The organism is Arsenicibacter sp. R0_47, from assembly GCF_057652235.1.
In genome coordinates, this window is record NZ_JBYFCJ010000060.1 from 1 (window position 1) to 12,761 (window position 12,761).

The window sequence follows — 12,761 nt, forward strand, 5'->3', positions numbered from 1 at the left end:
GTGTATAAATTATGCCTCAAAACTAAAAGCGTAGTTTACTAACGCCGTTTTCCGGACATTTGTAAGAAAAACCTCAAAACAGGGTAGGCAGATAGACCAGCGGTCCAACATCACCTCCATTGGGCGTGTCAACGGCGAAACCCAGACTGCTGCCTACCCCTGTCAAACAACTACCTCAAAATTGTACTTTTTCTGACAACCTCAAGTCAAATCAAAGATATGAGCGGCGGACCGCACAGTTTTGTCTGCGCTATAAACAGTGGAGTCAGACTCAGCGAACAGTGATGCACATCGAGCATAAAGCCGGTGACAAGCTTTTTGTTGACTTTGCCGGTAAGAAGCTGACAGTGATTGATACGACCACTGAACAGCCGGTTACCTATGAGTTTTTCGTCGCCCTATTAGGGTGCAGCCAGCTGACGTATGCCATGGCCATGAACAGTCAGCGGAAAGAAGACTTTCTGGCGGGACTAGGTAATGCACTAACTTTTATGGGAGGAGTACCGGCCGCTGTTGTGCGGCAGCGGCCGACCGCCTGATAATCTGAAGGCTGCCGTACAAACTGCCAACCGCTATGAGCCGGAACTGAATGAGACGATTGAGGATTTTGCGGCTCACTACGGTACATGCATCTATCCGGCCCGCAGCCGCAAGCCCCGTGATAAGGCTTTAGTAGAAGGGGCAGTGAACATCCTCTATCAGCGGGTGTACTCCGCGCTTCAGGATAGGCCGTTCCACAACTTACAGGAGCTTAATCAGCAGATTATGCTCCTGGTTGAGACCCATAATCAACAGCAGTTTCAAGGAAAAACCTACAGCCGCCGACAACGATTCGAGACCTTAGAGGCTGCTCAGTTACGACCGCTGCCGATCGGGGGGTACGAACTGAAGGAGTACCGGCTGGCCAAAGTTCAGTTCAACTGTCATGTGCTGCTACAACCCGACAAACGCTACTATAGTGTACCTTACCGGTTTGTTGGCCAGCAGGTTAAGCTGGTGTACACCCATCATACCGTTGAGATCTATTACCAGCATGAACGGATTGCGTTTCATGCACGCTGCCGTCTGGCTCACGGCTATTCGACCCTGCCTGCTCATCTTCCTGCTCAGCAGCAATGGGTCCGCGAGTGGTCTGCCGACTTTTTCCGCCAGCAGGCACGGGAAGCCGGCCCGTGGCTGATCAAGGCAATTGAGCAGGTACTTAAACGGCTGGATGCTCCTGTGAATGCCTATCCCCAACAAGTCTACCGTTCCTGTGCCGGTATTCTGTCCCTGGTGAAAAAGGCAGAACCTGACCGGCTGGAAAAAGCCTGTGAACGGGCGCTGTACTTTGGCAGTGTATCCTACAAAATCATCCGTGGCATCCTGGACAATGAACTTGACCGGCTCCCCTTGCCACAAGCTGTGACAACGACAATACCAACTCACGAGAACATACGGGGAGCGGTTGCATATCAATAAGTTAACCATCAAACCAACGACCAAACGTGAATAATCAGGCAACACTAGACCGCTTGAATGCGCTCAAACTCACCGGGATGGCAACCCTGTGGCAAACGCTGACCGGACTACCGGTCCATCAATGGCCTCCGCAGGAGGAGTTACTGGCACGCCTGCTGGATGCCGAGTGGGACCGGGCTGCCGGCGCAGTATCGTCACCATCGGCGCACGCAACTGGCTGTACAGCAGGCCCGTTTCCGGTACCAGGCTTCACTCGAAGAACCGGGTGGCCGGCGCCATCCGCTATACACCGGAACGACAGCTTGATAAGAGTCTGATCATAAGACTGGCCGATCTGTCATTCGTACAGAGGGGCGAAAATCTATTGCTAACCGGTGCAACGGGCTGTGGCAAGAGCTATCTGGCGACTGCTTTTGGCTATCAGGCCTGTCTGAAAGGGTTCAGGGTGGGCTACTTCGCCTTACCAAAACTGATTCAAACACTGCATCTGGCCCGTGCCGACGGTTCGTTTGTCAAGGAGTTGGCTCGTCTGGAGCGGTTGCATGTACTAATCCTGGATGACTGGGGGCTGGCTCCGCTGGACATGGAGGCTAAACTGGCTCTGTTACAGATTATGGAGGACCGATATGGTCGCCACTCTACAATCATAACGTCCCAACTTCCTGTTGCCCAATGGTATGACTATCTGGCAGAACCAACGATCGCTGATGCCTTCCTGGACCGGCTATTACATCAGGCGCATCGGATTGAGTTGAAGGGTGAATCTCAGCGAAAACAAACAAAAGGGCGGCCGCCGCGCGGAAAGAAAAATCAGTTTAGCGCTTACCTTTGTATCCTTCCTTTTGCACTTATCCACAGTGGCCTGATATAGCCGGAATGCGTGGCCTTCGATTGCCGGAATATATACAGAGAATGGGGTACACTATATAAATCCACTAAGTGCATCCCTACAAATGCACTACCTCAATTTTACAAACCCTCTTTCTTGATGTGGCAATTTTTAGCTTTTACTGTATTAATACAGTTCAATTAGATTGTTTTCACCCAGTGAAACAAATACTCGCCATGTGAAATGACCGGGAGATCCACCTATGATCAGCAGGATTGGTTCTGGGCACTTGTATAGTTTTGATGTAGCGATGGATTTCATCTCTTTTATATCCTGACGACTTGGCGTTGGGGAAGCATACGGGTGAAAGTGCCATTCGCCGATATAATAACGTCCGTTAACCCAGTTGTGATGGAGAAGTTCCTTTAACCCCATTGTCCCACGCGTAAAGCAGGTAAACCCTTTTTTGGAGTCTGGTGGCGAACTGGTAATTTCAGTGATCATCGCAAGGCTCTGATTCAGTTTGTACTGACCAATCAGAATTCCACCCGTTTCTTTCCGACCAGCAGCTATTGCCAATGTCTCAACACCTGCGTGAATATCGGATGTGATCTCAACCGCAAACTTGCTATTCAATGATCTAAAAACACTCATTCTGCATAGTTGATAGTGACTCCTGTAAACACCCCATCCTCGTATTGCTTTTCAGCAATCGCAAGATACCCCGCTTTCGGTTGGATAATTTGTCGTTCTATAATTTTAAATGTTGCTCCTGCCAGCATTTGAATATCATCGATTCGGGCTGGAAATAATGGATGCCAACAACCTATACCTTCAATAATTTCTGGCGTTTCACCTGTATCGATAGTTTCCTGCTGGAGCCATGGATCTGTTTTCGCTTTAAAATCATGTTGAAGATTGATAAACCCTGATGCTGGACACATATAACAATACAGGCGATCGGCATTGAGCCCCGTTGAAACAGAAAAAAAGTGGGCTGTCTTATTAGAAAGATTTTGACTAATCAATTGAATGACCGAATCTTCAGCGGTTGCATCAATTACCACATCAAAACCATCGAGAAAGGCAGGTTCCCTATGTAGAATAGCTTCCAGACTTTTTTTTCTAAACGTGCATGTATGAAAGGGGAATAGGGAATTCAAGCGATCACTGAGGGCTTCTGCTTTATTTCTTCCTACGTCATTCAAGGTTAATGTATGCCGGGAAAGATTCCCTGCCTGAACCTTATCATGATCTACAAAGGTAAGTTTACTACAGCCAAGGCGTCCGAATAATTCCGCAAATACGGAACCTACTGCACCGGCCCCTACAAACAATATTCGACTTGTAGTAAACACTTCCGAGACTCGTCCACGATTGGTCAATTGAGTTGAATTCCAGTTTTCAGTTTTTATCCAATTAATTTTGTTGGAACTGGCAAATAGTACGGTAAGCTGTTGTTTCCAGCCTAGTTCATTATTCCTGTGCCCTCTTAGCTTAGGTAACACTAGTTCGAAAGCAAACCAGTGTATCAACTCATTAGGGAATCCAATCCGATTAGGTACCGGGAAACCCAACGTTACAATACTTGCATGTTTATCTTGGTGTTGCAACTTCGAGAGGGCATTGACTATTGGTTGAACCAGATCGACTCCCTGGTCTTGGCAGACGAAGAAAAGCTCCTTAAATGTGGGGGGGATTTGCCAAGGTTTCTGGACAGGAATTTGATTGAGCATCAACCAGATGCCCATTCTTTCTTGTTTGTTTCGTTTCGTAACGTACGTTCCCCAAGCGAGGGGAGCTGTCTCTTCTGAGAAAATGTCAAATCGGTGAATTGGGTATACTGCTGGCTGAGGGCCTAGTGAGCGATAAACAAACAAACCGCTTTTCCTACGTTCACGCTGCCAATGTGCAAACGATGAGCTATCTTCATTAAAAACAAGTCGAAAGGCCGTTGTCGACGGAAAATCTGGGAATTCGTAGGGGTCATCACGTTCAACAAGTGTATTCGTAGCGGCTGCGACAAGCCAGATCAGACAGCGTTCAACATGCCATTTTAAGCGATTACGAGCATCAACGGGTTCAGTCGAGTACTTTTTTCTGCCCCAACTCCCTTGACTAGTATCTAAACATAGTTTGCCCTCCCGCCACTGTGCGTTATCGCGAAGCCAGTTGTAATTCTGGTGCTGAAAAGTGTGTTTTATGCCTCCATGTGTCGCTGGCTTAAAAGCGATCTGGCCTAGTGGGTATTGCGGGTCAATTAGGATATACCATTCGGTCACGACTGGCACATAATCACTTCCCGGGACATCGATGCGTAAACGTACCTGCAATACCCATTGATTGAGTTGATCATCCCAGTAATAATCATTTACTCGCTCATAACCACGTATCCCCTCCAGAATACGCCGAGCCGCTCTTAATTCGTTGGTAAGCTCTTTTTTAGCCAAATCGTTTCCGATCTACGTCTGAATTTTCTTTCCTCACCGAAAATCCGCCAAGCGGTAAAATAGGGCTCTGATTCTGGCTATCGTCATCATCATCGCCTTCATAGGGCGGAAATTTATCGCCGAACAATTCACGCCATTTATCTACCTGTGTTTTGAGCTTAGCGGCATCGAACGCCTCTCGGGCTATTTTTGAATAGGTTTTCACCGAGTCATAATAACTGGCAAAATCCGCTGCCGACACCCGTTTCCAGACATTGTGTGAGGGTACACCTCGATCGGGTAAACTGGGAGTCCGATTCAATAGACGGTCCGTTTGATATCGGCTAACAATGGCTTCCAGCGTTTTGCAAACGCCCTCCGCTACCGAAGCAATATTGTCAGGGCAGCAGTCTCCGATCATATGCTCGATGGGATAGCCTTTCGGATATTTTAAATTGGTAAGCCTCAAGGTACGCCACCACTTGAGTGCCTTTACGACATTCACATAATGCCGGTTTGTATTTTTATTCTTGTCCCGTGTCCAACGAATTTGTTCCAGCGGATGAGTTTCGACCCATTCTTCAGCGTCCCGGTCCGGTATCCAAAGTGGGCTTGTTTTCCATTCGGCTTCGGCCTGGACAGCTGCTGACAGGCTTGCATATCCTCGTTGCAAATCAGGTTCAGACCAGCTCTTTGACAACCGCCATTCATAATTGCTGGCAAAGTCTTCCAGCATTAAGTCGCTCGTAACACTTCGGGATTGCAACGCTGCCGTATCCACTTCTGACGGGGCTGAGGTAATGACAATGTCCAAATCGACGTAAGACAGTTCAATACCGATTGACCGCCCTTGTATTTCGTATTTCCCTTTATAGTGCTTATCGACAAAAGGTACAAATTCATCAATAGCTTCTTGTGGGGTAAGCGATTGACGATCAAGATTTGTCACTACGATTATGTCTACGTCCGCCCGTTTTCCGTTAAGGGGCCTGACGGCCGTTGCTCTCCGATAGCTTCCCTGAAGAAAGGTAGAGACGATGATTGACTTTAACGTTTCATCTGCCTTTAAACGGTCACGTAGTGTCTTGTGACCCTTGATAAGGTCATCTTTTTGTGATGCCGTAAGCCGGATGTCACATAAAAAGTCATTGAAATAAGCGTCTATTTTCATTAGTTTACGATTATGGTATTGTAATTATGGCGTGGTAACCACCGTCTCGTTGATTCTCAAAATCAAATTCATATAACTTGACCTGACCCAACGGCTTGATCCGCTGGCCTAAATAAAAAGCGAATGCGTTAGGGGCGGCCAGAAATAAGTGAATGCGACCTGCGGAAGCAACCTGACGTTTTTGAGATCGTATAACCCTGATTAATTCTTCAACAGTGGCTACGATATGGCTGGCATCCTTAATAGAAGTCGATCCAACTTTGGGGCTAATCACCCCATGAATGACCTTTCTGACACTGGGAAGTCCTTCCAGGATGTGGGTATTTACATCGCTTCGTATATCGTGAGTAATACTGATTGACAGGGCAAGATCTGCTCCGTCGACAGCAAACTGTTCTTCTTCAATTGTCCATAGTGGTTCTTGATACGTGCGTATTCGTTCAGCATCCGCTCGCCACTGGAGTTTTCCAGCAAACGTCTTTTGAATAATTGTTATGTCCAGCCCACCATATTTACTATCCAGGTGGTAACCCAGCATCAATGCTATAGATAAATGGGTATCCAGATGAACAAGTATTCTTTTTTTTGACGCAATGGCTTCATTGGCAAGGCGGGCTAATTCAAGGTTAATGTATTCCATGCCAGCATACTCCTCTAGAAGAAACCGGTTGGAAAAACAGTGGAGAAAACAGGCAATAGAATCTACTTCCAGCTCCAGGGTCTCGGCTCCCCGTTGAAAACTTCGGACACCAATGACAAATGCATTTTCCTCCTTGGCTTCCTGCTGCTCAGCTAAAAGCTCTTCCTGTCTACAGATGTCAATAATCTCTTCTTTAGTGAAACTGTTTTTACCGGCTTTATGGAGTTTTTGAATTAAGTCCCCGTATTTACTGGCCTGTTGATCGGAGGGAATGGGCTTTAAACCAGACAGTAATAGACTATTGTTTAGATTCTCTTTCAGGCGTTGTTCATCATCATAACTGTGTTTGATGCGTAATGACGCTAAAAGAGCGCTTAATTCATAGTCGCTTTTTATGCCCAGGTGTTCTTTCCACTGCTTACGAATTTTACCAAATCTTGACTGCTCACCTCGTTGAAATAGGACCTGAAGTCGAATAGACCCAATATTACTGAGCAGGTTTTTAAGTTCGTTGCTGTGATCAATCCCCCAGGTGTTAATGATGTAATACCGGCAACTGGCAAATCTAACCGGATCTTTCAGGTAGTTTCGGTAAAGCCTTTGCAGCAATGATTCTTTCTGAGCACCAATAAATTCAGGCTCCATAAGCGCCTGCCAGGTAAAGCCTCGGTCGTGATCAACATGAAATTTAACCTGAAAATATTCTTCTCTTACATAGGTACCTGATTCAAGAATGTCCGGTTCGTAATAAACCACAACATCATCAAAGCCAAAAGTGGTGTCCATTTCCCAGGCTACCTTTTTAACCCGGGTATGAGCCTGATTCAACCCACATGCCTTTAACCAAAAAAACTTTGCCTGATAATCATCACCATCCTGCCGGGCAATCACATTCCTTCCCACTAATTACGCAATTTAAAGTACTGCTTTATATCAAGCTCTAATTGAGCACTTTCACGCAATAATTTACGCATTTTCGCCCAAATTACCTAATAAGCTAACAGGTACATATATACGATTAAAGTGAAATGGATTTAGTTTATTGATTACCAACCCAATTTCTTAGCGGCATTATGCTGCTTCTTAGTGCTGGACATGAAAGAAAAACAGACGGATCGGGACTTTGAGCGGTTTCTTAAGCTGACTCAACAGCCAGTCTATAAAATGTGCAATACTGCTCAGTTCATTGACAACGATTGAATAACCCTTGCGAAAAACGGACTCCCTGAGTTGTAATGGTCCATACAGCGTATTTTTCTTTGCCTGAATACGATGGAATTGACGCAAGCCTTCAGCTACACAAATGACATATAGAGTAACAACAATGCTTACTAACAACCGGATTTTTTTAGGAGATTGAAACCCCAACTCTTCCAGATCGAAACCGTTGCTTTTCAAATGCTTAAAAAAGCACGGCGCCGGCCGCCCGGTCTGTCGTCCAGCGTATTCTGTATCGTTCGGCGATAATTTGTCTGGACCACTGCAGATTGGTTATCATCAACACCAGTGGATCTGCACTAAGGGGACCATCCTGGTGTGCAAGAGCAACAAACTGATAACGAGTTCCATCCAGCATAAACCATTGACTAACTCTGCGACCTTTCATCGCACGCTTCAGCAATGAATTATATTATCTCTGCCTTGTAGGATGATTTAGGTAACCGGATAATGAAACTGATCTTATGGTCAGTCAAAAACGTAAACCAGTCTCTGCCTTCATATTCACGATCTGCCAATAAACAAAAGCCTTCCAGCTTATAAAGCTTCATGGCCTGTTGTAACAAACGTTTACGTTCCTGCTGGGACGAGTGTCCTTTTTTGGCTAAGTTACACCACAATAATGGCAGACTTACACCCCGGTACACTAAGCATAGCACCAGCAGGTGTATCTGATACGTACCGAATTGCCAGGATGTTCCATCCAGCGTTAAATAACGGTTCTGGGAACGGCCATCCCAGCGCTGTATGTAAGCTAAAAGCCATATAATCAATCCTTTCCACAACCATTGCTGAGCGATTTTCTCATTGAAAAAGCGAGTTAGCCGCTTGTAATGGGAACTGGCTTTAGTCTGATTATTGCCTAAAAGCAACCCTACCTGATTTTTGAGCTTGTTTAACCGGGCTGGCGTGCCAGTTGACGGTCTCTTTAAGTAGAATGGCACAACCTACAACCAACAGGTTATTCAGTAAGGCGGCTGGTAGATTTGGGGCAAATTCATTAGATTTGTCCAAAAGTGAGGTACGAAGTCGGGCAATGTGAGTCACGTTACAAAGCACGCACTTTGACCTCACTTTTGCTATTTTTCGACCTCAATGTCCAGCACTGAGTTAATTCAGTTCACTATTAAACTTAAATTCAATTGGAAGAGAAAATTATTACTGTCAAATCCTTTAATCCATACGAATATAAATTTCCTAATAGGAAGGTATTAACAGCAGCGGAGATTCATTTAATCAAAGAATTAAAGCGGCAGGGATTTAAAATCAATATTCTACCTAATGATTCTAGGCCGGTTGATTACATATTCAGAAAAGGATACCAAAGTGTATTTGATTTTGTTTGGCCATTCATTTTAAATATTTGGCAAGAACTCCCTAAAGAAATCGTCTTATCAGGAATTGCAGGGTGGTATATTAAAACGTTCTTTGGTGGTGATAAGTCTAAGCCCATTCCAGACAAAACCGCTAAGAACATCATCTGTATAGAAAACTTCAGTGGTAACATGTATAATTTAAATGGTAATATTGTTTCACCTGAAGAAGCAGCTACAAAACTTATTGAAGTCGAAAACCTTCAAAAGTCATATAAGCAGTCATTTCTTCAAAAATCTGTCTATGAAGATTTACCAACCCCAATTTATAGGGAGCATAACCCTAACATAGTTGGTTGGGCTAAAATGTCTTTAGATGAAACAGGTATGCATATTGATAAAAGTATCATTACTGATGAACAAACTTTCAAAGATGTAATGTCAAAAAAGCTTAAAGGCTTTAGTGCCGCAGGCATAGCAACAAAATCTATCTGTAATATTTGTGGATCAAGCTATGTTGTATGTGAACACATATCAAGAGAGGTATATGATAATGAGCAGTGCTATAATTCTATAGTTAAAGCTTTATTAGCAGAATGTAGTTTAGTTGAAACACCTTCTAATTCTGAATGTGTGGTTGATATAATAACAAATCAACTAAATGACCAGAATTAACATCAACCAAATTAATAATCGCAATCCCCTTGCCATAACTTCCAACTTTCAGTAGAGTACTTAAAAATTCGCAAGTAGGCCCGACTGAGCCCCTTATTATTTTTCATTTCCTCATTGACACATAAGCTCAAAATTACTGGAGCTTATCGCGTTAAAATATTGGTTATAAGCTTATCATACACAGAATACTCCTATTCAATAAGAATACTTTATATAATTGGATAAATTCTTATTATGGTTATATATTTTTGTCTATTTTAGATTCCTAAAAATAATTAATTATGTAGGAACCTTAAAAAAAACTCGCACTAAAATTATGTTTTTAATTACAACACTTGAAGCAATAGCGACTATTTTAAATGCAGTTATTTCAATTTCTAATATACTTATTAATTTACAAGATCGTCAATCTAAAAATACTAATAGCTAGTATTTTTAGATTGACGATCTTGTACTCTTTTTAAAATATTAATTCTATCTTTTAATAATGGATCTGATAGCCAAGATATAGCTATATCCTTTGTAGGAAATATCATTTCAACACTTGCCTGATTTATTAGTATTCTTTTATATTTCTCTTTTTTCTTAAATCTCAGATCGCCCATTATTGCGCACAGTCTCTTATCCTCTTTAATGTTAGTTTCTATTTCCAAAAAAATTTGAGGTGATAACGCTATAGCTATAGTATTATTATCAAATATTAAAGGGTTATCCGTCAAAGGAAATATAAATTTTTTACTAATATATACATTCCATCTAGACATTATTATAGGTATCAAAGATTCATATAAAACGTTTGGATTAGCAAGCATATTCTTTAAATTTAAGAAAAATTCAAATTTTTGGTAACCGAACAATTCCATATTTTTAATGGAATTATTTATTATATTAGGCTGCCTTAAATATTGAAATAATAAAAATAAAGATAACTGTGTCTTATCCATTTCACTATTAATTTGACCTTTATAGATTATTTTTTGTAAAGCAGGTTTAGTTAAATTTTCAATCTTTGTAAATAAATTTTCAAAATCAAAAAAGTACTGACCAGAGCCTAAATCAGAGTTTATTAATTGATCAAATTTATTTTTATCTTTTGCGAAATTTCTGTTTGCAAAAGATAAAATACCCGTTTTTGTTAAATAGGAAATACCAACTTTTTTTTGATAAAATATATTGCTAACTTTATTGAGAATAACTTTGTTTGCCTTCAATGGTATATGATAAACAGTATAATCACGTACTCTTTTTTTATTATCAGCATGGCTGCTTAATTTATTTCTCATGTACTCATCACTCCAATAGACTGACCAATAACAAGGGTTATAGTGATTAATATTAGTGATAGTATCTTGTTCCATAGATTATATATTATACGTATATATAATGTGAAGTGACGCCAATAGATAACAAATTAAAATATTTTCTGTTCTTCAGCAGAAAAAGCCTTATCTTTATGGCTGTAAAGCAACGGCTTTACAGCCGCTCTTTGCCATCCTGCTTGTTTTCATGGCCTGTAATATGAGCCAACGACTTCTATTAGCTACTCTGCTATCAAGCACATCAGACACAAAGCTATGTCTAATTTTATTGTATAACAATAATTTGTATGCGGTTGAAATAAAGGAAGTAACTGCATGGAAAAAACAAAAATACGTTACAACAGACTTTATTAAGTTTGTATCTTTAGTAAAACCAATTAAATATTATAGAGTGCTTTATAATAACATTCATCCAACAAACATTAATCTTATTAAAAATGTAGTTGGAATTTTAGATATAGATCAAAGTAAAAGAATTATTTTTAATTTAAACTGGTTTTTTAACAATCTCTAAAAAAATATAACATGAAAACAGGCAGGATTTAATCTTAGCTTTATTTAAGTTTAAAGTAGATAATCCACTATAAGTATGGAAAACTTAAAAAAAGGAGATGTACAATTACGTCTTTCTGATAATTCAAAATGGAAATTTATTCATTATGGTTCGCCTGATCCTAAAGAAGGATATGCGACTGTAAGTGCCAACTATCAAGGTGATGACTTCCCAAGACGTGATAAAAGGTTTTTATGTGTCAGCAGATGGGACGAAAAAAACAATCGATGGGATGAAGACAGCCATGAAAAATTTCAAACATATGATTTTAAGCTGTTAAATTAAAACAATTTTGGAAAGCCATTTTTAAGCTGCTCATTATGAGTGCGTTTAGCTTCCGTAATAGCGAATGTGTCATAGGTTTTCTGCACCATCTGCACTATATCCCATACTTTTTGCAAGAGACTATCAAATGATTATACAGTTATATATTTTGTAGCCTTTATACTACTTAAACTAAATTGTAATGGGCGTATATCCCAAAGTTTTTTTCATCAAAGGCGGTCTTGTACAAGACCCTACCCTACACCAACTACTTCAAAAACAGGACGGACTTAGCGGCTTAAACTTAGTTGAGTTTTTTCTCTCTAAAGACATCGAAGTAGCAAATGGGCAATTATTTTTTTTAGGAGAAAACGAAGATGATAATGATGAATATCTTCTTTTAATCGTCAGTAGCTTTGATAAGCACACATCTGTAGCGGGTAATATCAAAGAGCAAGCAGAATTAATTGCCAATTTTTTTGCAGTATAGAATAAAATAAAGCCCCGTATAGAATTACTCCATACGGGGCTTTAAAATGAATGACAGGTATTTTTGTACTTGTCTCACTTCTGCGCTATCGCTTATGTAGCCGTGAGGATCAATCTATTCGCAGAAAAGGGTCGTTAAAAGCATAAAATCTCGCATAAATAATTGATATAAAGTTGGTTAAGTACTTTATGTGGCGGAAAAGGCGGTTTTGTGTTAACTACCCCTGAATAGTAGTCAGAACTGTTAGGCTACAGCTTCCAGACTTGGCGCGTTCTGGCCTGATGCTTCTAGATGGCGACGTATACTTAGCCCAACTACTTCAGCCAGTTTTACGGGAACAGCGTTCCCAATCTGACGCATACCCTCTGTCCAGCTTCCACTAATATGGAAGTCGTCGGG

General features: G+C 41.5%; 14 protein-coding genes. 6 read left to right on the plus strand and 8 right to left on the minus strand.

Annotated elements, in window-relative coordinates; all coding sequences use genetic code 11:
- Positions 1-284 precede the first annotated feature (284 nt).
- The 3 genes from AC23NW_RS35290 (at position 285) to istB (ending at position 2,332) form a co-directional block, all read left to right on the plus strand.
- Positions 285-539, plus strand: a complete 255-nt coding sequence (locus AC23NW_RS35290; RefSeq protein ID WP_487455317.1) for a hypothetical protein — start codon at positions 285-287, stop codon at positions 537-539.
- A complete protein-coding gene (locus AC23NW_RS35295) occupies positions 514-1,461 on the plus strand; it encodes a Mu transposase domain-containing protein (RefSeq protein ID WP_487455318.1) in 948 nt (315 codons plus the stop codon). Before AC23NW_RS35290 ends, AC23NW_RS35295 begins: the two co-directional genes overlap by 26 nt.
- 166 nt (positions 1,462-1,627) lie before the next feature.
- The gene (istB, locus tag AC23NW_RS35300; RefSeq protein WP_487455319.1) at positions 1,628-2,332 is read left to right on the plus strand and encodes an IS21-like element helper ATPase IstB; all 705 of its coding nucleotides are present in this window, start codon (positions 1,628-1,630) and stop codon (positions 2,330-2,332) included.
- A gap of 144 nt (positions 2,333-2,476) precedes the next feature.
- Here the strand turns inward: istB and AC23NW_RS35305 are convergent, their stop codons facing one another.
- The 6 genes from AC23NW_RS35305 to AC23NW_RS35330 form a co-directional block, all read right to left on the minus strand.
- Positions 2,477-2,944 (minus strand): Mov34/MPN/PAD-1 family protein, encoded by a 468-nt coding sequence (locus tag AC23NW_RS35305; protein ID WP_487455321.1) that lies wholly within the window; start codon positions 2,942-2,944, stop codon positions 2,477-2,479.
- On the minus strand, positions 2,941-4,740 hold the full coding sequence (locus tag AC23NW_RS35310) for a ThiF family adenylyltransferase (RefSeq protein WP_487455323.1): 1,800 nt from the start codon (positions 4,738-4,740) through the stop codon (positions 2,941-2,943). The genes AC23NW_RS35305 and AC23NW_RS35310 overlap by 4 nt, the downstream gene beginning before the upstream one ends.
- Complete coding sequence (locus tag AC23NW_RS35315; RefSeq protein WP_487455324.1) at positions 4,733-5,890, minus strand: SMODS domain-containing nucleotidyltransferase; 1,158 nt, start codon at positions 5,888-5,890, stop codon at positions 4,733-4,735. The genes AC23NW_RS35310 and AC23NW_RS35315 overlap by 8 nt, the downstream gene beginning before the upstream one ends.
- 10 nt (positions 5,891-5,900) lie before the next feature.
- Positions 5,901-7,421 (minus strand): SAVED domain-containing protein, encoded by a 1,521-nt coding sequence (locus tag AC23NW_RS35320; protein ID WP_487455326.1) that lies wholly within the window; start codon positions 7,419-7,421, stop codon positions 5,901-5,903.
- A 192-nt stretch (positions 7,422-7,613) separates the two neighbouring features.
- Positions 7,614-7,928 (minus strand): hypothetical protein, encoded by a 315-nt coding sequence (locus tag AC23NW_RS35325; RefSeq protein ID WP_487455328.1) that lies wholly within the window; start codon positions 7,926-7,928, stop codon positions 7,614-7,616.
- Positions 7,929-8,155: 227 nt separating this feature from the next.
- Positions 8,156-8,692 (minus strand): transposase, encoded by a 537-nt coding sequence (locus AC23NW_RS35330; protein WP_487455330.1) that lies wholly within the window; start codon positions 8,690-8,692, stop codon positions 8,156-8,158.
- Positions 8,693-8,890: 198 nt separating this feature from the next.
- On the opposite strand from AC23NW_RS35330, the gene AC23NW_RS35335 reads away from it, so the two are divergent.
- The gene (locus tag AC23NW_RS35335; RefSeq protein WP_487455332.1) at positions 8,891-9,736 is read left to right on the plus strand and encodes a hypothetical protein; all 846 of its coding nucleotides are present in this window, start codon (positions 8,891-8,893) and stop codon (positions 9,734-9,736) included.
- 419 nt (positions 9,737-10,155) lie between these two features.
- Here AC23NW_RS35335 and AC23NW_RS35340 read toward each other — a convergent pair whose 3' ends face one another.
- On the minus strand, positions 10,156-11,094 hold the full coding sequence (locus tag AC23NW_RS35340) for a DUF4238 domain-containing protein (RefSeq protein ID WP_487455334.1): 939 nt from the start codon (positions 11,092-11,094) through the stop codon (positions 10,156-10,158).
- Positions 11,095-11,644: 550 nt separating this feature from the next.
- Between AC23NW_RS35340 and AC23NW_RS35345 the strand changes: the two genes are divergently transcribed.
- Both AC23NW_RS35345 and AC23NW_RS35350 read left to right on the plus strand, forming a co-directional pair.
- Positions 11,645-11,893: a hypothetical protein gene (locus tag AC23NW_RS35345; protein ID WP_487455336.1), complete on the plus strand. Its 249-nt coding sequence runs from the start codon at positions 11,645-11,647 to the stop codon at positions 11,891-11,893.
- 181 nt (positions 11,894-12,074) lie between these two features.
- Positions 12,075-12,362, plus strand: coding sequence for a hypothetical protein (locus AC23NW_RS35350; RefSeq protein WP_487455338.1), 288 nt, complete (start codon positions 12,075-12,077; stop codon positions 12,360-12,362).
- 243 nt (positions 12,363-12,605) lie between these two features.
- On the opposite strand, the gene AC23NW_RS35355 is transcribed toward AC23NW_RS35350, so the two are convergent.
- A partial coding sequence (locus tag AC23NW_RS35355) for a DNA cytosine methyltransferase (RefSeq protein WP_487455340.1) occupies positions 12,606-12,761 on the minus strand: 156 nt, incomplete at its 5' end.